Origin of the sequence: Streptomyces sp. NPDC090083, from assembly GCF_044747445.1 — a bacterium.
GTDB lineage: Bacteria > Actinomycetota > Actinomycetes > Streptomycetales > Streptomycetaceae > Streptomyces.
Map to the genome: position 1 here is coordinate 143,450 of NZ_JBIVED010000009.1, position 22,229 is coordinate 165,678.

Here is a 22,229-nt window from a genome sequence, read left to right on the forward strand (position 1 = left end):
CCACCTCGCTGTCGGACGCCGTCGACACGGACCCGTGCACCGCCGGACAGGCCCTGGCGGCGGCTGCTCGGTCGGCGTCGCGCCGTGTCAGGCGTCAGCGGAGAGGCCGCCGACGGCGCCGGGACAGCCGTACGCCCGCGATGGCCAGGTCGGCCAGCAGCACCACGACGCCGATGGCCAGCAGATAGCCGAGGCCGTCGGCTGCCGCGCCGATGATTCCCAGGACGACGGCCACGAGGATCAGCAGCAGGAAGAGCACCACGACTCGAACACCTCCCTTGGACCCGACTCGGTCGCTCGGCGGCGGGGGCCCGTTCGGCACCGGCGCCTGGCGCGCGGCCGGCGGGTCAAGCCGTGCCGCCCCGGGGACCACCGGGAGCGTCCCGATCGTGCGCCGCGTCGGATCGGCGGAGTCTGTCCGTTTCGCGCGGCCGGCCCCGGAACGACTGGCTGCGCGAAGAGCCCTCCGACCCGCCGCCAATTTTACCGCCGCCCGCCCGAAGGCGGATGGTCCGCAGATCCCGGCGACCGGTACGGGTGGGACGCGGATGTCCCACCGGTTCGGACCGCGGGCCGGAAGAACCGCCGGACCGGTCAGCCCTTACGACGGTCGCGGTCCTTCCTGCTCCACGCGCGGGTGTCGCGAGGCGGTACGTACGGCTCCTCGTCCTCCGGGAGCCCGCCGACGACGGCACGCTGGCGGGCCAGCTCCGCGTCGAACTCAAGGCCGAGCAGCACCGCGATGTTGCTGAGCCACAGCCACATCAGGAACACGATCACACCGGCGAGCGTGCCGTACGTCTTGTTGTACGACGCGAAGTGCGCCACGTAGAACGCGAAGCCCCCCGAGGCGATCATCCAGACCACCAGGGCCAGCACGCTGCCCGGAGTGACCCAACGGAAGCCGCGGCCCTTCACGTTGGGCGCCGCCCAGTACAGGATCGCGATCATCGCCATGACCAGGACGACCAGCCCCGGCCACTTCGCGATCGACCACACCGTCAGCGCGACGTCCCCGATGCCGAAGGCGGAACCCGCAGCGCGGGCCAGGCCGCCGGTGAACACCACGATGAGCGCGCTGATCACCGTCAGGACGAGCAGGACCACGGTGACGCCGACCCGGATCGGCAGGACCTTCCACACGGGGCGGCCCTCGGGCATGTCGTAGACGACGTTGGCGCTGCGGATGAACGCCGCGATGTAGCCGGAGGCCGACCACACCGCGACCACGATGCCGGCCACGGCGACGATCGAGCCGAGGCCGCCGGGCGCCTGAAGCTGGCGTATCGCGTCGCTGATGATGTCCCGGGTCGAACTCGGCGCCAGCTTCTCGATGTTGTCCAGGACCTGCTGCGTCGTCGACTTCCCGGCGAAGCCGAGCAGCGAGACCAGGACCAGCAGGGCCGGGAACAGCGACAGCACCCCGTAGTACGTCAACGCCGCGGCGCGGTCCACGAGTTCGTCGGCCTGGAACTCCTTGACCGTGCCCTTCAGCACCGCCCACCAGGACCGCTTCGGCAGTCTGGCGGGCCGGTCCGGCGCCCGGCGCTCGATCTGTTCTTCTGGTTCCCGTGTCCGCGGCATACCAGTGGGATTACCCGGCTCGGCCCGACCATGCGCGGAGGGCCCGCGGCAACCGCTCCGCGTCGCGACGCGGTGGTGGGGACGGCTCCCGGGCCCGGCCCAAGTCGGGTGCCGTGGGCGCCGGTTCAGCCCTGGAGGTAGGCGAGCACGGCCAGGATGCGGCGATGGTCGTCCTCGGAGGGTTCGAGGCCGAGTTTCGCGAAGATGTTGCGGCTGTGCTTGCTGACGGTCGCCTCGCTGACGAACATGCGGCCGGCGACGGCGGCGTTGGAACGGCCCTCGGCCATCAGCGAGAGGACCTCGCGCTCGCGCGGGGTCAGGTCCAGGAGGCGGGGGTCCGCCGAGCGGTGGGTGAGGAGGGCGCCCACGACCTCGGGGTCCATGACCGTACTGCCCGCGGCCACCTGCCGGACGTTGGCGACGAACTGCTCCACGGCCATCACCCGGTCCTTCAGCAGATAGCCGACCGCCCCGGCACGGTCGGACATCAACTCCCTTGCGTAGAGCTGCTCGACGTACTGCGAGAGCACCACCACGGGCAGTGCGGGGATCCGTCTGCGTACCTCGATCGCGGCGCGCAGCCCCTCGTCGGTGAAGGTCGGTGGCAGCCGTACGTCGACGATCGCGACGTCGGGCCGGTGAGTGGTCAACGCCCGTATCAGGGAAGGGCCGTTGGCGACGGCGTCGACGACGTCGAAGTAGTTGGCCCGCAGGATCCTGATCAGGCCCTCGCGCAGCAGGGTGAGGTCCTCGGCTATGACGACGCGCACGGCAGCGACATCCTTATCTCGGTGGGTCCGCCGGGCGGACTGTCGGCGGTCAGGGTGCCGTCGAAGGCCGACAGACGGCGCGCGACGCCCCGCAGTCCCGTGCCGGCCCCGGGGTCCGCGCCGCCACCGCCGTCGTCCCGCACCCGCATCGTCAGCAGCCCCGCCGTCGAACCGGGATACGGCGTGAACTCCACGTGAATCTCGATGCGTTGGGCCTGGGCGTGCTTGATGGCGTTCGCCAGTGCCTCGGTCACGGCGAAGTAGGCCGCCGACTCGACCGGCGCGGGCAGCCGTCCGGGCAGGCTCGTGACCACCGTCGTCGGGATCGGGTTGGCCAGCGCCAGGGCGTTCAACGCGCCCTCCAGGCCCCGGTCCGCGAGCACCGGTGGATGGATGCCGCGTACGAGGTCCCGTAGTTCCGTCAGGGCGCCGGCGGTCGACGCGCGGGCCTCGGCCAGCAACTCCGCGACGGCATGCGGATCTTGCGGCAGGAGCTGTTCGGCCAGGCCCAGGCTCATGCCCAGCGACACCAGTCGGGCCTGGGCGCCGTCGTGCAAGTCCCTTTCGATCCGGCGCAGTTCACCTGCCTGGGTGTCCACGGTTTCGGCCCGTGAGACGGCCAACTGCGCTACACGAGCACGTAGTTGTGCCTGCGCGGTGGGCGCGAGGAGAGCGCGGATCAGCACGGCGTTGAGGTTCGCCAGCCGTACGGCGGTGGTGTACCAGAGCAGGAGGAACACCGGGCCCAACGGCACCATGACGAACGACTCCCGGACGCTGTGCAGCCGGAAGCCGTTGCCCAACGGCGTGCGGAACACCTCGGGAGGGGTCAGCGCGAACACCAGTGGATAGCTGAGGTAGAAGACACCGCAGGCGAAGAGCAGGAACGACAGCCCGCTGGTGACCCACCCGGTGACCGAGTGGGTCACCAGCCAGGCCCAGTCCCGCCAAGTCGCCGGATCGCGCAGGACCGCCCGCAGCCGGGCCGGCCAACCGCCGTCCGGGGCAGGGGAGTAGGGCCGTGCCACCGGTTCGCCGAGCCGGTCGGCGGCCCATTGGCGGTGCAGGTCGGCGAACCAGCGCACCAGGACGGTCGAGAGCAGGGTCAGCGGGATGCCGACACCTAGCGCCATGAGCGCCAGCGAGGTCGTCCAGAGCGTGAGCAGGCCGAGACCCAGGACCGAGCCGAGCAACAGGACCCACGACCACCCCAGCAGGCTCACCCGCAAGGCGAGCGCGCCGCGCGGGGCGGCACCGGAGGCGGGACGAGTCCCCGACTTCCCTCCTTCGTAAGGGACTTGGGTCTCGCCGGGGTGGGTCATCGCGCTCCATCGTCAAGTACCGGTGCGGGGCTGAGAGGCCGAGGGGGAGGGGCCGAGCGACCGACACCGCGGCACCGGCGCGGACCGGAAATCGATGATGGCCCGCCGTCCGTCGCGGCGCACTGGGGTTACCTCCACCATCGCCGGGCGCCAGCCCCCGTGTTCTCCGTCCCCGTCGCCGGAAGGCTGGAGCCGTCGGAAGGCGTGGGGCGGTGCGGTGAGGTGCGGCAGGTCGCGCACCGCCGCGCTCCTCGCCAGGTCCCGACGGTCGATGTCCGGGCCGACCCGCCCGTTCCCCCCCTGTCCAGGAGGACACCTCATGCCCAGGAACACCCCCTGCCCGCACCCCGCCCGGCGCGTCTGCCTGTCGCTCGCCCTGGCCGCGGCGGTGACCGGCACGCTCACCGCCTGCACGCCAGCGGACGCGACACAGGCCGGCACCCACTCCCCGACCGGGCGGCCCGGCGTGACGGCGGCCGACGAAGCCCGGCTCGCGACGCTCGCGCAACGGGTCGTGGACGCCGGAGCACCCGGGGCCCTCGTGCGGATCGACGCCGGCCACGGGAAGGCGGCCTCGATCGCCCGGCAGGCGTCCTGGGCCAGGAACGACCACACGCTCACCGTGAACGACGAGTTCCGCGTGGGCTCCAACACCAAGACGATGGTCGCGACCGTGATCCTCCAACTGGTCGCCGAACACCGGCTCCGGCTGACCGACCCGGTCGAGAGGTGGCTGCCCGGTCTCATCCCGAACGGGTCCGCGATCACCGTGCGGATGCTGCTCAACCACACCAGCGGCCTGTACAACATCATCCCGGGCGACGCCGACGTCCTGAGGACGTTCACCGGGCAGGACGACCGGCGGTGGACCCCGCGGGAGCTGATCGCCGCGGGCGTCCGGCACGAGCCGCTGTTCCCGCCCGGCACGAGGTACTCGTACAGCAACACGGGCTACATCGCGCTCGGCCTGGTCGCCGAGAAGGCCACGGGACACAGCCTGAGCGAGCTGATCCAGGAGCGGATCGCAGGGCCCCTGCACCTGAAGAGCACCTATCTGGTCGACGGCTCCGACCGGACCGAGAGCCCTCGTCTCACCCACGGCTACGAACCCGACGCGTCCCATCTGGCCCCGGTGCTCTGGCCCGGCATCCCGGCCGGGACCGCGTTCGCCGGACCCGCCCGGCCCGCCGGCTACATCGACGCCACCCTGATCAACGAGAACACGGAATGGGCCGCCGGAAGCATGGTGTCCTCCGCGCGGGACTGGGCCCGGTTCGACACCGCGCTGATGTCCGGCGAACTCCTGCCGCCCGCCCAGCTCAAGGAGATGAAGACCACCGTCGCGGAGGAGAGCGGCGACCCGAACCGCTACGGCCTCGGCCTGGAGCGGAAGGTCACCCCCTGCGGCACCGTCTGGGGCCACGACGGGCAGGCCCCCGGCTACTCCAGCTGGAACTACACCGACAGCACCGGCCGACGGACCGTCTCCGTCTACGTCCCGACCATCTTCGGCATCGCGGCGGCCAAGCCCGCGGCCGCCACCGAGGCCCTGCTGAACGCCGCGGTCTGCGCCATGCTCGGCAATCCGACCCCGACCCCGACCCCGGCCGCGTCCGTCTCCGCCTCCGCGCCGACCGGTTCATGAGCGCGGAGGCTCCTCTTCCCTTCCCCAGGTGCGGAGTTGACGTCCGGGCGGAGCACGGCTCAGCGGGCGGGACGACCCAGGTGGCGGTCCTGGCCCGCACCGTGCCCGGCGACCGCCGTGGCGATGCCGAGGACGGCCAGGACGGCGAGCGGCACCGTCCAGCTGTGTGTCGCGTCGTGCACGATGCCGAGCAGCAGGGGACCGGCCGCCGCCACGAGGTAGCCGACGGACTGTGCCATGCCCGCCAGCGCCGCCGCCTCGCCGGAGGTCCCGGCGCGCTGACTCTGGAAGGTCAGCGCGAGGACGAGACACGCGCCGCCGCCGAGCCCGAGCAGCGTGCACGCCAGGACCGCCAAGGAGGGGGCGGTGACCAGCACGGTGAAACCCCCGGCCGCGAGGAGCGAGGCCCCGGCCGCGGTCCAGCGCTGGTCGTGCCGGCCCCGGGTGAGCAGGGGCAGAAGGCTGCTCGCGGCCAGCGAGACCACCTGGTAGTAGAACAGCATCCATCCGGCCGCGGTGCTGCTCGTGCCCCGGTCGGCGAGGATGCTGGGCAGCCAGGCGATGGCGGTGTAGAAAGCCAGGGACTGCAGGCCCATGAAGAGGGTGACCTGCCAGGCCAGCCGCGACCGCCAGGGCACCGGCGTGCGGGTCGCTCCGGTGGACGCCTGTGGCCTGTCACCCCGGATGCGCGGCAGCCAGGCGAGAAGCGCCGCGACAGTGAAGGCGACTCCCCAGGCCAGGGCGGTGTGCCAGGAACCCGGCACGGAATGCGCCAGCGGCGCGGAGATTCCGGAGGAGACCGCCGCCATGAGGCCCATGACGGTCACGTAGAGAGCACTGACGCTCTGGATACGGTGTGCCGGCACGCTGCGGCGGATCAGCGCGGGCAGCAGCACGTTGCCGAACGCGATGGCGGCGGAGAGCAGGACCGTCCCGGCGAACAGGCAGATCACCGAGGGAAGCGAACGGACCACCGTTCCCACGGCCAGCGCACCGAGCGCCGTCACCAGCAGGCGGGCGCTGCCCCACTGGTGGGAGGCCCTGGCGACCAGGGGCGAGGTGGCGGCGAACGTGAGCAGCGGGAGCGTGCTGAGCAGTCCGCCCCAGCTCGACGTCAGGCCGCTGCCGTGCTCTATCTCCGGCAGCAAGGCGCCGACACCCGTGAGCGGGGTGCGCAGGTTGGCCGCCACCAGGCAGATGCCGATGAGGAGCCCTACGGACACGGCGGGCCGGGCGCTGTCGGCACGATCGGCGAACGGTGGCTCGGCGCCGGAGTGCTGACGGGAGGTCGAAGCCGGCTGCGTACTCACTGTTCCTCCGCCGTGTGGGGTGTCGTGGTCTCGTGGTCGCGGGTGAGCTGGACGATCGCGGCGGCCGCGTCACGGGCGTCGCCGTCGTCCCGGGTCTCGATCGCGTCGACGAGCCGCCGGTGCAGGCGGGCGTGCTCCTGCGCGTGGTCGGCGTCCCAGGACAGGCCGCCCAGGGACGAGGTGAGCGCCGTTCCGAGGTAGTCGTACACCTCGATCAGCAGGTCGTTGCCGCTCGCCCGGACGACGGCACGGTGGAACAGCGCGTCGACGTTCGTGGCGGCGGACCTGTCCTCGCCCGCGCAGGCCTCGTCGGCATCGGCCAGCAGCTCCCGCAGTTGCCGCAACTGGCCCTCGCTGCGGCGCAGGGCGGCGGCTCCGGAGGCGTACTCCTCCAGTACGGTCCGCAGTTCGAGGACCTTGTCCCGCTCCACGGAACTCGCCCGCCGCACCATGACCGACTGGAGCTCGCTCGACGAGCAGACGTAGGTGCCGTCTCCCGCGCGGGGTTCCAGCAGCCCCAGATGCACCAGCGCGCCGACCGCCTCCCGCAGCGTGCTGCGCCCGACCCCGAGCTCCTCCATGAGGACCTGCTCCGACGGGATCCGCGTCCCCACCGGCCAGCCTCCCGCCTCGATGTGCGAACGAAGACTGTCCACCAGCTGAGCGGAGAGGCTGGCGGTTCGTCGTGGTGCGCTGATGCGTTTCATGGAGGCACGGTACAGCAAACATCAGACGTTTGAACATCGGATGTTACTCGTGCCGCGGGCAGCGCGTCCGGCCTACCGGGGTCAGAGGCGAGAGGGAGGAGGCGAAAGGATCCCGACGAACCAGGAATCCACGGTCCGGCTCTTCCTGTAGAAGGTGCCTCGCCCCTTCTCCGCACCCTGCGCAGAAGGTTTCCGGCCCGCCAGGGCATGCGGCTCGGTTCGTCGAGGATTCTCACCGGCGGGGCTGGTCTGGATCTCCTCATGATCTGCAGGTCCTCGCGCCTTGGGTGATCAGGGCGGTCCAGGCGGCCTGTCGATCACCGCCGGCGGCACCCGCACCGATGTCCGTGAGCTTCCGAGCGTCGACCAAGCTGGGCGGCTCTCCGTCTGGCTCTGTATACCCAGAGCCAGACGTATGCTGAACGCATGGGAGACGCCGCACGCAACGAACCGGACCAGCCTGTCATCACCCTGACCGGGCCCTTCGCCGATCGCGACGCCTGGACGGCGAAGGGCTGGTGCTCGATCGAGCGTGCCCTGGAAGTCGTGGGGACCCGCTCCGCGATGATCCTCCTGCGCGAGATGTACTACGGCGCCACCCGCTTCGAGGAACTGGTGCGGCGCACCGGGCTGAGCGAGGCGGTCACCGCCGGCCGCCTCAAGCAACTGGTCGAGGACGGACTGCTGGCGCGGCGCCCGTACCAGGAACCGGGGGCACGCACGCGTTCCGCGTATGTGCTCACCGAGCGCGGTCGCGCCCTCTTCCCTCTCCTCGTGGCTCTCGCGGACTGGGGCAGGGGTCAGAACTCGCCCGACAAGGGCGTGGAGTTCGTGCACGCCGGATGCGGCGGTCGCCTCGGCGCGGGCGTCAGCTGCGACCACGGCCATGACGTACCGCTGACCGAGGCCGAAGCCCGGATCATCCGCAAAAAGTAGTTCCGGCCCACACGGGAAGCGAGTGATCCCCACCCGCACGGCAAGGCGGGGCCGTGCAGTGGGGCGCGTTCACCGACACACCCGGAACCACTTCCACGTCCGTCGGAAGCGACCGCGGCGAAGATCACCGACTCCGGCGAGACGTGACGTGACGTGATCAGCGGAGTGGCAGGCGCCCCGAAGCCGCGAGGCCGACCGACCCTGGACGCGCCTGCTCACGGAAGCGCCGCCCGCCGGCCACGGGCTCCAGTGGCTCATCGGCCGTGGTCGCCGCCAACACCACGTCGATCACGGAACCGCCCCCGAACGAGAGGCGCGCGCCCAAGCCCTTGAGGATGCGGAGCATCGCGGTGTTCCGGCGGTCGACCGTGCCGGTGACGGCCGTCGCGCCGATCCGATGACCTTGCGTCCGTGCATGGCGTACGAGCGCGGTCCCCAACCGCCTGTTCTGCCAGGCGTCTTCGATCAGCAGACCCAGATCGGCGGAGTCGCCTCCTGCGGAACCGACGAGCTGGAGCACCGCTATCAGGCGTTCGGGGGATTCGGGGGCGTAGGTCACCCACGTGAGGGCGGTGCCCGGCTTGGTCATGCGCTCCCATTCGACCGGCGTGAGCCCGGTCCGGGGGCCCAGGTAGCGCTTGTGGAGGGACTCCTGCGAGCACCGGCTGTGGAGATCGTTCACCGCGGCCAGTTCTTCCGCGCCTGCCGGCCGTGTGAATGTCCCGGTGGGCCCGTGCAGAAATTCCTCTTCCCCTGCGGGCGAGGCGTTCTCGACATGGAGCACTGTCGGTTTCCCCTGCTTCGTGCTGGGCGCCGCTCAGGCCGACGGCCTGACGATCCGCGGACTGGCGGCGCCGTACGGACGCGGTGAGGAAGGGCTGTGCCGCCCGCGGCCGTCTCGCGAGGACCAAGGAGTCGGTCGAACGTCAACGCCGGGACGATGACGGGCGGTTGCGGCGGCTGAACCGATCAGCCGAGCCTCACCGCCGACGTTACCCCCTGGCTCTGGAAAACACTAGCCAGGTGGGCACCTCTCCGAGCCCGCCTCAAGAGCGCGAGGGCCGGTTCCGGGGCAAGGGGCGCCCCGAAGGCTGGCTTTTGACATCCATACCCAGACTGCTACCGTCCTGTCTATGCAAAAACGAAGTCAGCTCTCGGTGGCTCCGGGCTCCGACGCCACCTCACGTCCGTCTGTCGCCCCTGACGGCGCGGACATCCCCTACCGATGGCTCGGCCTGATGGTCGTGTGCCTCGGCGTGATGATGGCGTTCATCAACATCACCGGCACCATCTCGGCACTCGGCCCCATCCAGGACGACCTGCGGATATCTCCCAGCACCCTGGTCTGGCTGACCAGCGCCTACAGCCTCGCCGTGGTCAGCCTGGTCATGTCGGCCGGAACGCTGGGCGACCTGATCGGGCGGCGCCTGGTGTTCGTGTCCGGCGCCGTCGTCTTCACCCTCGGCAGCCTGCTGGCGTTCCTCTCCGACAGCTCGGGCGCCCTCATCGCGGCCCAGGCGGTCATGGGTGTGGGCGGAGCGGCCGTGCTGCCGACCAGTCTGACGATCGTGACCACCACCTTCACCGATCCGCACGAGCGCACCACGGCCATCAGCGCCTGGGCCGCCTGCTCCGGCATCGGCCTGGCCGTGGGTCCGCTCATCGCCGGAGTCCTGCTGGAGCACTTCTCCTGGCACTCCGTCTACCTCACCAACCTGGCGATCGGTGTGGTCGCCGCTCTGCTGGCCCCGGTGTTCGTGCACAGGAGCAAGCACCCCTCCCGGCGCCTGGATCCGGCCGGCGTCCTGCTGGGTACCGTGACGCTGGCCTCCGCCACCTACGCGATCATCCAAGGCGGTGCCACCGGCTACGCCGAGACGCCGATCGTCGTCATGTACGTGGTCTTCGCCGTGTCGGCGGCCCTCTTCGTCCGGGTGGAACTGCGCCACCACGACCCGATGCTCGACCTGCGGCTCTTCCGCAGCTCTTCCTTCAGCGCGGTGATGGCCGTGGCGACCGCCGCCATGTTCGGGTTCGTCGGCGTCGCACTGCTCAGCGTCCTGTACCTCCAGCGTGTCCGACACCTGAGCACGCTCGACGTGGGCGTGGACATGCTCACCCTGTTCGTCACCTTCGTCGCCGTCAGTGCTCTCGCGCCGCGCCTCGTCCGTAGGTTCGGTTTCGCTCCGGTCCTCACCGTCGGCCTCGTCTTCATGGGATCCGGCGCCCTCGCCCTGCTCGCCGTGGGTCCCTTCGACGGCTACGGGGCGATGTGGCCCGGGCTGCTCGCGGCCGGTGTGGGCGGAGGCCTGCTGATCGCCCCTTCCTCAGCCGCCGCCGTCAGCAGTGTTCCTGCGCTCCAGGCGGGCATGGCCGCCTCGGCGATCAACATGGCACGTCAGCTCGGCAACGTCCTCGGCCCCAGCGTGCTCGGCACCATCGTCACCACGCGCTTCCCCTCCAACCTCCACGACAAGCTCGTCGACGGTGGCCTTCCCTCCTCCGGCGCCGACCAGGTCGTCGCGGGTGTCCAGCACGGAGCCGGCGCGAGCGGCGCGCCCGCTTCCGTGACCAGGATCCTCGGCGAGGCGGTGCCCGAGGCCTTCACGGACGCGGTGCACCAAGGCCTGCTCATCGGCGGCATCGCGCTGCTGGTCGTGGCCGTCCCCACCGCGTTCTTCGTCCGGCACAAGCTGCCGGCGGCTTCCGCTCCCAGCAGGGTCCCCGCGGCGAGCGGCACACCGTGAGCGGCCACCCGGTCAACCGCACGGCACCTCACGCGGACCTCTGCCCCACTCCATCCGTCACCGTGTGACGGGTCGCTCGGCGGGCCCTTACATATCCTTTAGGGCTTGCGCAAGCCAGGAACCATTACACTCTCCACCCCTTGGCGCCCACGCGGATGCGGTCGGCTCCAGTCGCCGCAGTTCTCGTTCATCGGGGGAGATGTATGCCGGATTCCGAGCTTTTGGGGGAGGGCGTCGGTGTCGCCTTCGAAGTGATCCTGGACCGTGCTCTCGACTCCGGGCAGGTCCGGGAAGCGCTGGACCGTGCCGGTGAGTCGGTCGACCGGGAGGAACTGCGCGCGCAGGCGCTCCAGGCCTGTGACGAGATCGGTGAGGTCGCCGAGGCCGGGTATCGCGACTACCTGGCCTCCGGCGACGTGCAGGGCGCCCAGAGCTGCCCCGCCTGTCCGGACGCGTCCGCCGCACGTCGTAGCGGATGGCTCATGGCCGTGTTCGTCCTGGTGGCCGTCGTCGCGGCGGGGTTGCTCGCGGCCGGTTTCGCGCTACGGGCTTTCGGCGGGCGGCCCTACGTCGGTGACGGGCTGATCACGGCGGGGGCGATCGCCGGGGCCGCTGCTGCCGGGGCCCTGGTGGGTGACGTCGTCTGGGCGCTCATGGCGGGGGCCCGCGACCGGCGCGGCGCGGACGGCGGGGCGGACGACGGCCGGGAGCCGGAGGTCGCGTGGGCGCGGGAGGAGTGGGAGCTCGCCCTGCTGGAGTGGGGGATGGTGCCGTTCCTGCTGGAGCGCATCGAGGAGTCGAGTGCCAGGGAACAGCCCGCGCCCACTCCTCCTGCCTGTTGACCCGATTAGGCCTGTTTCAGGTCGCTTTTCGACCGGTTCCGGCTCGTGCGGGCAGGGCTCGGAGCCGTCCTGGTATCTTCTACAGCGTTGTAGATACAAGGAATGGGACGGCCGACCGGTACGCCTCGTGCGCGGCTCCGGCGGCCCGGGAGAATCGGAGTTCGCATGGCCCTGTGGGACCGCTTCAAGGAGTCCGCGTCGACGATGCAGACCCAGCTCGTCGCCAAGAAGAACGACCTGAAGAGCGGGGCCTTCCGTGACGCGAGCATGGCGATGTGCGCGCTCGTCGCCGCCGCCGACGGCAAGATCGACCCGTCCGAGCGGCAGCGCGTCGCCCAACTCATCTTCAGCAACGAGGTGTTGCAGAACTTCCCGGCCGACGACCTCCAGCGCCGCTTCGACGACAACCTCGCCAAGCTGACCGCCGACTTCGACTTCGGCAAGGTGGGCGTGCTGCAGGAGATCGCCAAGGCGAAGAAGAAGCCGGCCGAGGCGCGTGCCGTCGTCCAGATCGGCATCGTCATCGGCGGTGCCGACGGGGACTTCGACGCCACGGAGCGTGCCGTCGTCCGCGACGCCTGTTTCGCGCTGGGGCTGCCGCCGCACGAGTTCGACCTCTGATCCGCTCTCGTCGCCGAGGGCGGCGGCACTGTGGCCGACGGGACTCGACTCCCGTCGGCCACAGCGCTGTTGTCCGCGATGCGATGCCCCGGGCCGGGGCGGGTCGGGCCTGGGGCGCGCTGACTACAGCGGTGTCGCCGCGTGCAGGAGGAGCAGCAGCGTCACCGCCGAGTTCGCCGAGAACATCGCGGACAGCGTCGCACCCATGGCCGCGCTCCAGAGCGCCAGTCCCACGGCGGTGAAGAGCGGCGGCCAGGTGCGGGCCGGAGGCGGCGGGGCCAGCAGGGCGGCGACGCGGCGGGGGAGCGGGCCCGGCGCCGCGAGGGCCGCGAGGGTCGGTGCCGGGGTGCCGCGCGAGACGAGGGCCGCCTTGCCGATCGCGCGGGCGACGGCCTTGCGGCTGCCGACGGACTGGGCGGCCTCCTCGTCCGCCCAGCGCTCGGTGACGTAGGAGACGGCCGTGCGCAGAGGCAGCAGGAACGGGTTTGCCTGGGCGGCCAGTTGGGCGATCAGCAGGTGGCGGTGGTGCCGGGCGGTGAGATGGGCCCGCTCGTGCGCGAACAGGGCACGGCGTTCGCGGGTGTTCAGGCAGGCGAGCAGCGCGGTGGTGACCACGATGCGGTCGCGCGGGCCGGCGGGCAGGGCGTAGGCGTACGGCTCGTCGTCGGGGAGCACGGCGACCGGCGTGTCGCGCAGGCCCGCGAGTGCCGCATGGGCCCGGCGCCGAACTCGGCGATGGCGCAGGAGAGTTCGGCCCCAGCCCAGAACGACCGCCAGGAGCACGGGAATCGCGGCCTTCCCCACGATCTCGTCGTGCGGCACGCTCTCCCGCACCTCGGGGTCCGACCAGCCGTCCGGCAGCGGGTTGCCCGGCAGTTGGGCGGTGCCGACCACCATCAGTAGGCCCACGCACAGCGTGCTGCACAGGGCCATGACGGCGGCCATGACGCTCAACAGGCCTGTGGCGGTGCGCGGATGGAGGTGCTGGGTGGCCAGGCGGGCGATCGGCCAGGCCGTCAGCGGCAGGACGAGCGGCAGGAGGACGAAGAGGCCCACGGAACGTCAGCCCGCCGGCTCGTCGGCGGCCTGGTCCAGCAGATCGCGCAGCAGTTGTTCGTCGTCGTCGGGGAGGGCGGTGATGAAGCTGGCCAGCACCGCCCGGCGGTCCTGCTCGCGGTCGAGCACCTTGCGCATCTTCAGCGCGGCGAGTCCGGCCTCGTCCGCGGCGGGGGACCAGACGAACGAGCGGCCCTCCCGTACGCGGGTCACGGCCTGCTTCTCCAGCAGCCGGCTCAGCACGGTCATCACCGTGGTGTAGGCGAGATCCGAGTCCAGCCGCTCCTGCACCCAGGCCGCGGTCACCGGTGCGTCGGCCGTACGCAGCGCCGTGAGCACCTGGATCTCCAGTTCGCCCTGCGCCCGGCGCTGCGGGCGCGGATCAGGCTCCGCCATGTTCCGTCTCCTGCCTGCCGGTGCGCGGTCGTGAGCGTCCCATCGTATCGACGTGATGTCGGTGGACGTGCGGGCGCGGGACCGGGTGATATGCCCACGCATCCGCGCATCCACCTTCCTGCGCGCCCGCACATCCGTGTGTCCGCGCATCCATGCGTCCGCAGGTCCGTGTGTCCACGTGGTGCCGGTCGACCGTGCCGTCGGCCCTCGATTATTTCTACATTGTTGTAGATTCTAGTCCGGGTCCGCGCCGCGGGCCCGGACCAACGGCGTGTGTGGAGGGACGATTCATGGGTGTTTCCCTGTCCAAGGGTGGCAACGTTTCGCTGAGCAAGGAGGCGCCGGGTCTCACGGCGGTGCTGGTCGGGCTCGGCTGGGACGTGCGCACCACGACCGGTACCGATTTCGACCTGGACGCCTCGGCGCTGCTGCTCGACGCCTCGGGCAAGGTCCTCTCGGACCAGCACTTCGTCTTCTACAACAACCTCAAGAGCCCCGACGGCTCGGTGGAGCACACCGGTGACAACACCACCGGTGAGGGCGAGGGCGACGACGAGTCCCTCAAGGTGGACCTCGCCGCCGTGCCCGCCGAGGTCGACAAGATCGTGTTCCCCGTCTCGATCCACGAGGGAGAGTCCCGCGGCCAGAGCTTCGGCCAGGTCCGCAACGCCTTCATCCGTGTGGTCAACCAGGCGGGCGGCACCGAACTCGCCCGCTACGACCTGTCCGAGGACGCCTCGACCGAGACCGCGATGGTCTTCGGCGAGCTGTACCGCAACGGCGCCGAGTGGAAGTTCCGTGCCGTGGGCCAGGGGTATGCGTCCGGGCTGGCGGGGATCGCCGCCGACTTCGGCGTGGGCGTCTGAGAACCGGCAGCAGGAGGAGAGGTCACGTATGTCGGTCAACCTGGGCAAGGGCCAGCAGATCAGCCTGAGCAAGTCGGACGGCAGCGTCCTGCGTTCGGTACGGATGGGACTCGGCTGGCAGGCCGCGCCCCGCAAGGGTTTCCTGGCCAAGCTGGCCGGGTCCCGCGAGATCGACCTGGACGCGTCGGCGGTGCTCTTCGCCGGCCGCGAGCCGGTCGACGTCGTCTTCTTCCAGCATCTGACCAGCGACGACGGATCCGTCCGGCACACCGGGGACAACCTGACCGGTGGCGCGGGCGCCGGCGGTGACGACGAGATGATCCTCGTCGACCTCGCCCGGGTGCCCGACCGTGTCGACCAGATCGTGTTCACGGTCAACTCGTTCACCGGGCAGACCTTCGCCGAAGTGCAGAACGCCTTCTGCCGACTGGTCGACGAGACCACCGGGCAGGAACTGGCCCGCTACACGCTCAGCGGCGGAGGGAACCACACCGCGCAGATCATGGCGAAGCTCCACCGGGACGGCGGGAGCTGGCAGTTGAAGGCGATCGGCGAGCCGGCGGCCGGCCGGACGTTCCAGGACCTGCTGCCCGCCGTCGCCGCCCATCTGTGACGGTGGCCGCCGACTGCCGTGTCAGTCCCGGGAGTTGCCGAACAGGACGCGGTAGGCGATGAGCAGGACGAGGGAGCCGCCGATCGCCGCACCCCAGGTGTAGAGGTCGAAGAACTGCTTCTCCACCGGGCGGTCGAAGAACCGGGCCGAGATCCAGCCGCCCACGAACGCGCCCGCGACACCGATGAGGGTCGTGCCGATGAAACCGCCCGGGTCGCGTCCGGGGAGCAGGATCTTGGCGATGCCTCCGGCGAGCAGACCGAGGATGATCCAGCCGATGATGCCCACGTCGTTGTCCTCCAGAGAGTGTCGGTTGTCTGTCGGTTGCCCGGTTGCGCAACTCTAAGACATTGAGGAGGACGCGATTCCGGGCGGGTTCGGTTGCGGAGCCGGACGGCTGCCCGCCCCTCCACCGGCGCTTGATCATGCGCCAGGGGCGGGTGCCGTCCGACGGGCCCGCGCGACCGGACACCTAGACTGGAGCAGCGCGGGTACGGCGCGTGACGATCAGGGCGGGACGGGAGCGGGCTGTGACAGCGGGCATCGGTGGTTTCGAGGATCCGTCCGCCGAGGTACTGGCGGAGGCGGCGGCCGCGTTCGGCCTGCTGGCGTCCGCGGCCCGGCTGCACCTGATGTGGGCGCTGGCGCAGGGCGAGTGCGATGTCACCCACCTCGCGGACCGGGTCGGCGGTGCCCTGCCCGCCGTCAGCCAGCACCTGGCGAAGCTGAAACTCGCGGGCCTCGTACGCTCCCGCCGGGACGGCCGACGGCAGATCTACTACGTCGACGACCCCGACGTCGTCACCGTCGTCCGGGTCATGGTCGGCCAGCTGGCCGCGCGTGCCGAGGGGGCCTACGAACCCGTCAGCACCCTGCGCGGGACCGGTGGCTGACACCACCGCGGCCTCGGACGCCGGCGTACTCCCTCCCGAGCCCGCACGCGGGGACGACGTCCCCATACCGGGAGTGCCGACCGTGCTCCAGACGCTGCGGCGGCTGGACAGCGGTCCGCGGGGTCTGACGGAGGCGGAGGCCGAGGAGCGGCAGGGCCGCCACGGGGCCAACGTACTGCCGACCCACGGGGAGGCCTCCTGGCCGCGCGTGCTGATACGGAGCCTGCGCGATCCGTTCACCGCCGTACTGCTGGGCCTCGGACTGGTCTCGGCGGCGGTCGCCTCCTGGGGCACCGCCTGTGTGATCCTCCTGCTGGTCGCGGTCAGCTGTGCGCTGCGGACCTCGGGGGAGTACCGCGCCGGCCGGTCCATGGCCGGGCTGCGCGGACTGGTCGCCACCACGGCCACCGTGCTGCGCCGCACCGACGAGGACGCACCGCCGGACGCCCGGGAGATCCCCGTGGACGAGCTGGTGCCCGGCGACGTGATCCGGCTCGGCCCGGGCGACCTGGTCCCGGCCGACGTACGCCTGCTGCGGTCCCAGGGGCTGACCGTGCACCAGGCCGCGCTCACGGGCGAGTCGGCGCCCGTGCCGAAGGCCGCCGCCGACACCGCGGGCGCGGCGACCGGCGGAGTGTTCGACCAGCCTGAACTCTGCTTCCAGGGCAGCGGTGTCGCGTCCGGGAGCGCCACCGCGGTCGTCGTGGAGACCGGTGCGCGGACCCGGTTCGCCGCCGCTCACGGCCGGGGCGGTGTCCGGCGGGAGGCGAGCGCCTTCGACCGGTCGGTGCACGGCATCTCCTGGATCCTCATTCGGTTCATGCTGCTCACCCCGCCGCTGGTGCTCATGGCCAACGCGACCCTGCGCGACCGGGGCCTGGAGACACTGCCCTTCTCCGTCGCGGTGGCCGTCGGGCTCACCCCGGAGATGCTGCCGGTCATCGTCACCATCTGCCTCGCCCGCGGCGCCTCCCTGCTGGCCCGCACCCACGGCGTCATCGTCAAGCGGCTGCCCGCGCTGCACGACCTCGGTGCCGTCGACGTGCTCTGCCTGGACAAGACGGGCACCCTCACCCAGGACCGGCCGGTCCTCGACCGCGCCCTCGGCCCGGACGGGCAGGACGACCCCGAAGTGCTCCGCTGGGCCGCCGTCAACGCCTGGTGGACCCTGCAACTCGCCGACCTGCCCGCACCGGACGCCCTCGACGAAGCGCTCCTCGACGCCGTCCACGAGGACGACCTCACGTCCTGCGACGGGGTCGCGGTCCTCCCCTTCGATCCGGTCCGGCGCCTCGCCACCGCCGTCGTCCGCACGCCCGGCAGACTCGGCACGCACACCCTGGTCGTCAAGGGCGCCGTGGAAGCCGTACTGGAACGCTGTGCCCTCACGGCGGAGGAGCGCGACAAGCTGCTCGCCCTCGCCGCCACGCACGCCGACGACGGACTGCGGGTCCTGGCGGTCGCCCTCGCCGAACGCCCCGCCCGCATCCGCGACCACGTCCCCGCCGACGAACGCGGGCTCACCTTCCGGGGGCTCGTCACCCTGAAGGACGCCCTCGCCCCCACCGCCGCCGAAGCGCTGAAGGCCCTCGCCGACCGGGGCGTCACCGTCAAGATCCTCACCGGTGACCACCCGGGCACCGCCGCCCGCGCCTGCCGCGACCTGGGCATCGCCGTACCGCCGGACGGCGTCCTCACCGCCGACCGCATCGAGCGGCTCGACGACGGCGACCTCGCCGCGACCGCCTCCCGCACCACCGTCTTCGCCCGCTGCACCCCCGAGGACAAGGCCCGCATCGCGACGGCCCTGCGCGCGGGCGGCCACACCGTCGGCTACCTCGGCGACGGCGTCAACGACCTGCCCGCCCTGCGTGCCGCCGACGTCGGCATCGCCCCGCGCGAGGCCGTGGCCGTCGCCAGGGACAGCGCCGACGTGGTCCTCGCCGAGAAGGACCTCACCGCGATCGGCCACAGCATCGCCGCCGGACGCCACGCGGGCGGCAACATCGCCACCTACCTGCGGATCACCCTCTCCTCGAACCTCGGCAACGTCATCGCGATGCTCGCCGCCGGACTCCTCCTGCCCTACCTGCCCATGCTCCCGGCCCAGGTGCTGGCGCAGAACCTGTGCTTCGACGCCGCCCAGCTCGCCTTCGCCCACGACCGCCCGCACCCCGCGGTGCTGCGCCGCCCGACCGTGCTCCGCCCGCGCGACCTGCTGCGCTTCATCATCGGCTTCGGCGCCCTCAACGCCATCGCCGACCTCGCCACCTTCGGCGTCCTCGCCTTCGCCCTCTACGGTCCCGACGGCCTCGACGACGAGGCCGTGTTCCACTCCGGCTGGTTCACCGAGAACCTCATCACCCAGGCCCTGGTGATGCTGCTCCTGCGCGCCGGACGCCACACGGCCGAGGCCCGCGGACCGGGACCGATCGGCTGGGCGGCGGGCGCGCTCACCGCCGTAGGACTGCTGCTGCCGTTCACCCCGCTGGGCTCGCTGCTCGGCCTCACCCCGCTGCCGGCGGTCTACTACCTGCTGCTCGGCGGGGTCCTCGTGCTCTACGCGGCCGGTCTGACAGCGGTCAGGTCGCGGGCGGAACGGCACCTGACCGATCCCGGCTGACCGGCTCGCCGCACTTCACACGGGCCTTAATTCATGTGCTGTACAAGGGTTTACCGGTACCTTCGGGTTCCGGACGCGCAGATGACCCCGAGGGAAGGCGGGAGATGGCCGAATCCCGGACACGGCGGCGCTGGCTCACGCTCGTGATCTTCGCGGTCGTCGTCTACGTGATCGTGCGGGCGGCCGACACCCCGCAGGCCGCCACACCCCCCTCGGCCGGGACGGCCGGACCGGCCTCCTCGGCCACCCCGACCAGCCCCTCCGCCACGGCCACCACCTCGGCCTACGACCCCGCCGCCTACGCCGACCAGGTCCGCACCCGGGCCCAACAGGCCGATGTCAGCGCCCAGTTGGTGATGGCGGTGCTCTACAACGAGGCGTACAAGCCGCACGACCCGGCGCTGGAGCGGGCCTGGCAGAAGTACAAGCCGGACGCCGCCTTCGGCATCGCCAACATGCACCGCGCCACCTTCGACGAGGTCAAGAAGGGCCGGGACTTCGCCGGCCGGAACTGGGACGAACTGCCCGACGACCGCGACCTCGCCATCGAGGCCGAGGCCTGGTACCTGCACGACCTGTCGGCCCAACTGCCCCCGACCTGGCGCTCCTCCCTCAGCCGGGACCAACTCCTCGCGCTCGGCTACAACACCGGCGCCGGGAACATGCTCGCCTTCGCGGCCGGCACGGCACCGGGCACCCAGGCCCAGTCGTACCTCGACCGGCTGCGCACCAACTGGACCAAGGCCGGGAAGGCGGTCGGGGGCTGAACTCCGTTTCCTCCGTGGGGCGTCGACAGCTCAGGCGGGCCGCGTGCCGCCCATCCCGGCGGTGAAGGCGACGGGATCGTCGTCGAATCCCCGGAGCATCTCGCGGAACTCCCAGGTGCCCGAAGCGTCCCTGGTGAACTCCGCGACCGTCATCGCGGTGGAGCCGGCGAGCCGCGTGAAGTCGTCCTCCAGCAGTTCCTGGTACCCGTCGACGACCAGGACCCCCGCGTTCGTGAGATCGCCGAAGGTCTTGGGGCCGTCACCGTTCTGCTGGATCGCCACTCCCACGACGACCCGCGCGAAGGAGGACGCCAGGCGGTCGAGTTCCAGGACCATCACCTCCACGTAGCCGAAGCCCAGTCCGGTCTCGCTGTGCCGGGGCATGTTGATGGTGCCGTCCGGCGAGCGGCTGTCGTGGTGGACGACGTAGACCGGAGGCCCGTGGGGGGCGTCCACGGAGTGGGTCGTGGCGACGAGGTCGAGATGGTGGGGCGGTCTGCCCCAGGGACTCGGGTCCCATTTGAGCCGTACCTCGATCTTCCCGATTCCCTTGTTGACGCTGCTCACCGACTGCTGCCTCTCCCTCTCCTGGGCGGAACTGTTCGTCGTGGCACGGATCGCGGGGACGGCTGAGCCCGTGCCCTGCTCGTGCCGGGGCAATTCAGGGGCTCGCCGCGTCGAAGCCGTAGCGGAGGGGCTCGGTCGTCACCCCGAGGTCGCGCAGGTAGAGGTACAGGGCCGCCACACGGATGCCGTCGGCGCGGTCGTCCACGGGGCACGGGTATGTCACCTGGATCACCCGGGGCCGGTCGCCGACGCGTGTCCGCAGTCCGTCCGCGGGCCCTCCGTCCAGTACCGCGGTCTCCCAGTGCGCTGCGTTGTCGTTGTCCACGCCAACAGTTTAGTGGTTGCGCAACTATCGAATGATCACAGAGCGCGCATCAGGTGGCATCGGGATCGAAGGCGGCCCCCTGGGCGCGCGGGGCGGCCGTCTCAGGTCGCGGGGCGGCCTTCTCCAGCGTCACTTCGCTCGCCGTCGTCGCCTTCGTCGCCGCAGTTCGCGGTGCGGTGCCGTCCGCGGCCTCCCGTACGGCGTCAGCCACCTCCGTCAACTCCCGCCTCGGGTCGAGGGCGTTGCGGATGTCGTCCAGGCCGAGGTCGAGGCCGCTGCCGTCGCCGTCGAGCACGTGCTTGCGCACGAACGTCTTCGGATGCAGATCCTCGAACTCGAAGTCCTTGAACTCCGGCCCCAGTTCGGAGCGGATCCCCTCCTTCGCGTCGTCGGACATCGCCCGCACCTTGCGCAGGAACTCCGAGGCGTTCTGGATGATCTCCGGCAGTTTGTCCGGGCCGAAGAGCAGGACGGCCAGAATCGCCAGTGTGAACAGTTCCGGCAGTCCTACGTCCGGGAACATCCGCCACTCCTCGCTGTCCGTACCGGTCGGCTCACCTGTCGTCATGGTCCCGCCCGGTGCTGATTACTTTAGCTGTTGCGCAAGTGTGGGAACCGTCGGGCCGGGTACCGCGTTGGAACAAAGTGACATACAGCAGTCGATAGTCAGGAGGAAAGAGTCGTGGGAGTTTCCCTGGGCAAGGGTGGCAACGTGTCGCTGAGCAAGGAGGCGCCGGGCCTTACGGCGGTGCTGGTCGGGCTCGGCTGGGACGTGCGCACCACGACCGGTGCGGACTACGACCTGGACGCCTCCGCACTGTTGTTGAACACGTCGGGCAAGGTCGTCTCCGACCAGCACTTCGTCTTCTACAACAACCTTAGGAGCCCGGACGGCTCGGTGGAGCACACCGGCGACAACCTCACCGGTGAGGGCGAGGGCGACGACGAGAGCATCAAGGTGAACCTCGCGGCCGTCCCCGCCGACATCGACAAGATCGTCTTCCCGGTGTCCATCCACGACGCGGAAGCGCGCGGCCAGAGCTTCGGCCAGGTCCGCAACGCGTTCATCCGGGTGGTGAACCAGGCGAACAACGGCGAGATCGCCCGCTACGACCTGTCCGAGGACGCGTCGTCGGAGACCGCGATGGTCTTCGGCGAGCTGTACCGCCACGGCGCGGAGTGGAAGTTCCGGGCGGTCGGCCAGGGCTATGCCTCCGGGCTGGCCGGTATCGCCTCGGACTTCGGGGTCAACGTCTGACACCGCCGTGAGCGCGGGCCCGCTGCCGGGGCGGGCCCGCGCGGCGAGGATTATGGGTTCGGGGGAAAAGAGGGAAGCGGCGAGCGCGGCTCCGGGAGGCTCAGGGCCGCGCGTTTTCCCGTCCGCGTGCCGTCGCCGTCACGGCCGCCGGGTGTCGTCCTCCTTGAGTGCCCTGGCCTCGCTCTTGAAGATCCGGGTCGCCTTGCCCGCCGCGCGTGTCAGTTCGGGCAGCTTCTTGATGCCCAGGACGACCACGACGACGAGGAGGATCACGGCCAGTTCGCTCAAGCCGAACATCAGGTCTGCTTTCTCCCGGGGAGCAGGGCCGCTACGGCGTACCGGCCACACGCGTCAATCTACAGTGCTGTAGAAGTCTCTCCT

At 71.0% G+C, this 22,229-nt stretch carries 25 protein-coding genes; 11 read left to right on the forward strand and 14 right to left on the reverse strand.

The window, feature by feature from the left end; translation table 11 throughout:
• Positions 1–94 precede the first annotated feature (94 nt).
• From ACIPTO_RS29270 to ACIPTO_RS29285, 4 genes are all read right to left on the reverse strand, one after another.
• Positions 95–262 carry a hypothetical protein gene (locus ACIPTO_RS29270; RefSeq protein WP_366325602.1) on the reverse strand — a complete coding sequence of 56 codons (168 nt, stop codon included), beginning with the start codon at positions 260–262 and terminating at the stop codon, positions 95–97.
• Between the two features lie 332 nt (positions 263–594).
• Complete coding sequence (locus ACIPTO_RS29275) at positions 595–1,584, reverse strand: YihY/virulence factor BrkB family protein (RefSeq protein WP_366325600.1); 990 nt, start codon at positions 1,582–1,584, stop codon at positions 595–597.
• Positions 1,585–1,709: 125 nt separating this feature from the next.
• Positions 1,710–2,354: a response regulator gene (locus ACIPTO_RS29280; protein WP_401197032.1), complete on the reverse strand. Its 645-nt coding sequence runs from the start codon at positions 2,352–2,354 to the stop codon at positions 1,710–1,712.
• The gene (locus tag ACIPTO_RS29285; RefSeq protein ID WP_401197034.1) at positions 2,339–3,676 is read right to left on the reverse strand and encodes a sensor histidine kinase; all 1,338 of its coding nucleotides are present in this window, start codon (positions 3,674–3,676) and stop codon (positions 2,339–2,341) included. Before ACIPTO_RS29285 ends, ACIPTO_RS29280 begins: the two co-directional genes overlap by 16 nt.
• A gap of 319 nt (positions 3,677–3,995) precedes the next feature.
• Between ACIPTO_RS29285 and ACIPTO_RS29290 the strand changes: the two genes are divergently transcribed.
• The gene (locus ACIPTO_RS29290; RefSeq protein ID WP_401197036.1) at positions 3,996–5,321 is read left to right on the forward strand and encodes a serine hydrolase domain-containing protein; all 1,326 of its coding nucleotides are present in this window, start codon (positions 3,996–3,998) and stop codon (positions 5,319–5,321) included.
• 59 nt (positions 5,322–5,380) lie between these two features.
• Here the strand turns inward: ACIPTO_RS29290 and ACIPTO_RS29295 are convergent, their stop codons facing one another.
• Both ACIPTO_RS29295 and ACIPTO_RS29300 read right to left on the reverse strand, forming a co-directional pair.
• The gene (locus tag ACIPTO_RS29295) at positions 5,381–6,631 is read right to left on the reverse strand and encodes a CynX/NimT family MFS transporter (RefSeq protein WP_401197038.1); all 1,251 of its coding nucleotides are present in this window, start codon (positions 6,629–6,631) and stop codon (positions 5,381–5,383) included.
• Entirely contained in the window at positions 6,628–7,338 is a 711-nt protein-coding gene (locus ACIPTO_RS29300; protein WP_401197040.1) for a FadR/GntR family transcriptional regulator, read from the reverse strand. The genes ACIPTO_RS29295 and ACIPTO_RS29300 overlap by 4 nt, the downstream gene beginning before the upstream one ends.
• A gap of 426 nt (positions 7,339–7,764) precedes the next feature.
• Here ACIPTO_RS29300 and ACIPTO_RS29305 point away from each other — a divergent pair, with 426 nt between their 5' ends.
• Positions 7,765–8,274 (forward strand): helix-turn-helix domain-containing protein, encoded by a 510-nt coding sequence (locus ACIPTO_RS29305; RefSeq protein WP_366325588.1) that lies wholly within the window; start codon positions 7,765–7,767, stop codon positions 8,272–8,274.
• A 157-nt stretch (positions 8,275–8,431) separates the two neighbouring features.
• On the opposite strand, the gene ACIPTO_RS29310 is transcribed toward ACIPTO_RS29305, so the two are convergent.
• Positions 8,432–8,956, reverse strand: a complete 525-nt coding sequence (locus ACIPTO_RS29310; RefSeq protein ID WP_401197043.1) for a GNAT family N-acetyltransferase — start codon at positions 8,954–8,956, stop codon at positions 8,432–8,434.
• 451 nt (positions 8,957–9,407) lie between these two features.
• Between ACIPTO_RS29310 and ACIPTO_RS29315 the strand changes: the two genes are divergently transcribed.
• The 3 genes from ACIPTO_RS29315 (at position 9,408) to ACIPTO_RS29325 (ending at position 12,484) form a co-directional block, all read left to right on the forward strand.
• Positions 9,408–11,021 (forward strand): MFS transporter, encoded by a 1,614-nt coding sequence (locus tag ACIPTO_RS29315; protein ID WP_401197045.1) that lies wholly within the window; start codon positions 9,408–9,410, stop codon positions 11,019–11,021.
• A gap of 203 nt (positions 11,022–11,224) precedes the next feature.
• The gene (locus ACIPTO_RS29320) at positions 11,225–11,863 is read left to right on the forward strand and encodes a hypothetical protein (protein ID WP_401197047.1); all 639 of its coding nucleotides are present in this window, start codon (positions 11,225–11,227) and stop codon (positions 11,861–11,863) included.
• Between the two features lie 165 nt (positions 11,864–12,028).
• Positions 12,029–12,484: a tellurite resistance TerB family protein gene (locus ACIPTO_RS29325; protein WP_366325580.1), complete on the forward strand. Its 456-nt coding sequence runs from the start codon at positions 12,029–12,031 to the stop codon at positions 12,482–12,484.
• 123 nt (positions 12,485–12,607) lie between these two features.
• Here the strand turns inward: ACIPTO_RS29325 and ACIPTO_RS29330 are convergent, their stop codons facing one another.
• Together ACIPTO_RS29330 and ACIPTO_RS29335 are read right to left on the reverse strand one after the other, a co-directional pair.
• Positions 12,608–13,540: a M56 family metallopeptidase gene (locus ACIPTO_RS29330; RefSeq protein WP_401197050.1), complete on the reverse strand. Its 933-nt coding sequence runs from the start codon at positions 13,538–13,540 to the stop codon at positions 12,608–12,610.
• 6 nt (positions 13,541–13,546) lie between these two features.
• Positions 13,547–13,936 carry a BlaI/MecI/CopY family transcriptional regulator gene (locus ACIPTO_RS29335; protein WP_401197052.1) on the reverse strand — a complete coding sequence of 130 codons (390 nt, stop codon included), beginning with the start codon at positions 13,934–13,936 and terminating at the stop codon, positions 13,547–13,549.
• 290 nt (positions 13,937–14,226) lie between these two features.
• On the opposite strand from ACIPTO_RS29335, the gene ACIPTO_RS29340 reads away from it, so the two are divergent.
• Positions 14,227–14,802, forward strand: a complete 576-nt coding sequence (locus tag ACIPTO_RS29340) for a TerD family protein (protein ID WP_366325574.1) — start codon at positions 14,227–14,229, stop codon at positions 14,800–14,802.
• A 28-nt stretch (positions 14,803–14,830) separates the two neighbouring features.
• The gene (locus ACIPTO_RS29345; RefSeq protein ID WP_366325572.1) at positions 14,831–15,415 is read left to right on the forward strand and encodes a TerD family protein; all 585 of its coding nucleotides are present in this window, start codon (positions 14,831–14,833) and stop codon (positions 15,413–15,415) included.
• Between the two features lie 21 nt (positions 15,416–15,436).
• Here ACIPTO_RS29345 and ACIPTO_RS29350 read toward each other — a convergent pair whose 3' ends face one another.
• Entirely contained in the window at positions 15,437–15,703 is a 267-nt protein-coding gene (locus ACIPTO_RS29350) for a GlsB/YeaQ/YmgE family stress response membrane protein (protein WP_266774786.1), read from the reverse strand.
• Positions 15,704–15,945: 242 nt separating this feature from the next.
• Here ACIPTO_RS29350 and ACIPTO_RS29355 point away from each other — a divergent pair, with 242 nt between their 5' ends.
• From ACIPTO_RS29355 to ACIPTO_RS29365, 3 genes are all read left to right on the forward strand, one after another.
• A complete protein-coding gene (locus ACIPTO_RS29355) occupies positions 15,946–16,308 on the forward strand; it encodes a metalloregulator ArsR/SmtB family transcription factor (protein ID WP_366325570.1) in 363 nt (120 codons plus the stop codon).
• Positions 16,301–18,931 (forward strand): magnesium-translocating P-type ATPase, encoded by a 2,631-nt coding sequence (mgtA, locus tag ACIPTO_RS29360; protein ID WP_401197056.1) that lies wholly within the window; start codon positions 16,301–16,303, stop codon positions 18,929–18,931. Before ACIPTO_RS29355 ends, mgtA begins: the two co-directional genes overlap by 8 nt.
• Before the next feature lie 104 nt (positions 18,932–19,035).
• The gene (locus ACIPTO_RS29365) at positions 19,036–19,698 is read left to right on the forward strand and encodes a lytic transglycosylase domain-containing protein (protein ID WP_401197059.1); all 663 of its coding nucleotides are present in this window, start codon (positions 19,036–19,038) and stop codon (positions 19,696–19,698) included.
• Between the two features lie 30 nt (positions 19,699–19,728).
• Here ACIPTO_RS29365 and ACIPTO_RS29370 read toward each other — a convergent pair whose 3' ends face one another.
• The 3 genes from ACIPTO_RS29370 to ACIPTO_RS29380 form a co-directional block, all read right to left on the reverse strand.
• Positions 19,729–20,265 carry a TerD family protein gene (locus tag ACIPTO_RS29370; protein WP_401197062.1) on the reverse strand — a complete coding sequence of 179 codons (537 nt, stop codon included), beginning with the start codon at positions 20,263–20,265 and terminating at the stop codon, positions 19,729–19,731.
• Positions 20,266–20,359: 94 nt separating this feature from the next.
• Positions 20,360–20,590: a hypothetical protein gene (locus ACIPTO_RS29375; protein WP_366325564.1), complete on the reverse strand. Its 231-nt coding sequence runs from the start codon at positions 20,588–20,590 to the stop codon at positions 20,360–20,362.
• A gap of 49 nt (positions 20,591–20,639) precedes the next feature.
• Positions 20,640–21,113 carry a sec-independent translocase gene (locus tag ACIPTO_RS29380; protein ID WP_401197433.1) on the reverse strand — a complete coding sequence of 158 codons (474 nt, stop codon included), beginning with the start codon at positions 21,111–21,113 and terminating at the stop codon, positions 20,640–20,642.
• A 159-nt stretch (positions 21,114–21,272) separates the two neighbouring features.
• On the opposite strand from ACIPTO_RS29380, the gene ACIPTO_RS29385 reads away from it, so the two are divergent.
• A complete protein-coding gene (locus ACIPTO_RS29385; RefSeq protein ID WP_366325562.1) occupies positions 21,273–21,848 on the forward strand; it encodes a TerD family protein in 576 nt (191 codons plus the stop codon).
• A 138-nt stretch (positions 21,849–21,986) separates the two neighbouring features.
• Here ACIPTO_RS29385 and ACIPTO_RS29390 read toward each other — a convergent pair whose 3' ends face one another.
• A complete protein-coding gene (locus ACIPTO_RS29390; protein ID WP_366325560.1) occupies positions 21,987–22,145 on the reverse strand; it encodes a twin-arginine translocase TatA/TatE family subunit in 159 nt (52 codons plus the stop codon).
• Between the last annotated feature and the right edge of the window lie 84 nt (positions 22,146–22,229).

Coding starts and splice junctions, on each gene's coding strand:
- ACIPTO_RS29275 (WP_366325600.1), bottom strand. CDS start 1,584: ATGCCGCGGACACGGGAACCAGAAGAACAGATCGAGCGCCGGGCGCCG.
- ACIPTO_RS29285 (WP_401197034.1), bottom strand. CDS start 3,676: ATGACCCACCCCGGCGAGACCCAAGTCCCTTACGAAGGAGGGAAGTCG.
- ACIPTO_RS29290 (WP_401197036.1), top strand. CDS start 3,996: ATGCCCAGGAACACCCCCTGCCCGCACCCCGCCCGGCGCGTCTGCCTG.
- ACIPTO_RS29300 (WP_401197040.1), bottom strand. CDS start 7,338: ATGAAACGCATCAGCGCACCACGACGAACCGCCAGCCTCTCCGCTCAG.
- ACIPTO_RS29305 (WP_366325588.1), top strand. CDS start 7,765: ATGGGAGACGCCGCACGCAACGAACCGGACCAGCCTGTCATCACCCTG.
- ACIPTO_RS29315 (WP_401197045.1), top strand. CDS start 9,408: ATGCAAAAACGAAGTCAGCTCTCGGTGGCTCCGGGCTCCGACGCCACC.
- ACIPTO_RS29320 (WP_401197047.1), top strand. CDS start 11,225: ATGCCGGATTCCGAGCTTTTGGGGGAGGGCGTCGGTGTCGCCTTCGAA.
- ACIPTO_RS29325 (WP_366325580.1), top strand. CDS start 12,029: ATGGCCCTGTGGGACCGCTTCAAGGAGTCCGCGTCGACGATGCAGACC.
- ACIPTO_RS29335 (WP_401197052.1), bottom strand. CDS start 13,936: ATGGCGGAGCCTGATCCGCGCCCGCAGCGCCGGGCGCAGGGCGAACTG.
- ACIPTO_RS29340 (WP_366325574.1), top strand. CDS start 14,227: ATGGGTGTTTCCCTGTCCAAGGGTGGCAACGTTTCGCTGAGCAAGGAG.
- ACIPTO_RS29345 (WP_366325572.1), top strand. CDS start 14,831: ATGTCGGTCAACCTGGGCAAGGGCCAGCAGATCAGCCTGAGCAAGTCG.
- ACIPTO_RS29365 (WP_401197059.1), top strand. CDS start 19,036: ATGGCCGAATCCCGGACACGGCGGCGCTGGCTCACGCTCGTGATCTTC.
- ACIPTO_RS29380 (WP_401197433.1), bottom strand. CDS start 21,113: ATGTTCCCGGACGTAGGACTGCCGGAACTGTTCACACTGGCGATTCTG.
- ACIPTO_RS29390 (WP_366325560.1), bottom strand. CDS start 22,145: ATGTTCGGCTTGAGCGAACTGGCCGTGATCCTCCTCGTCGTCGTGGTC.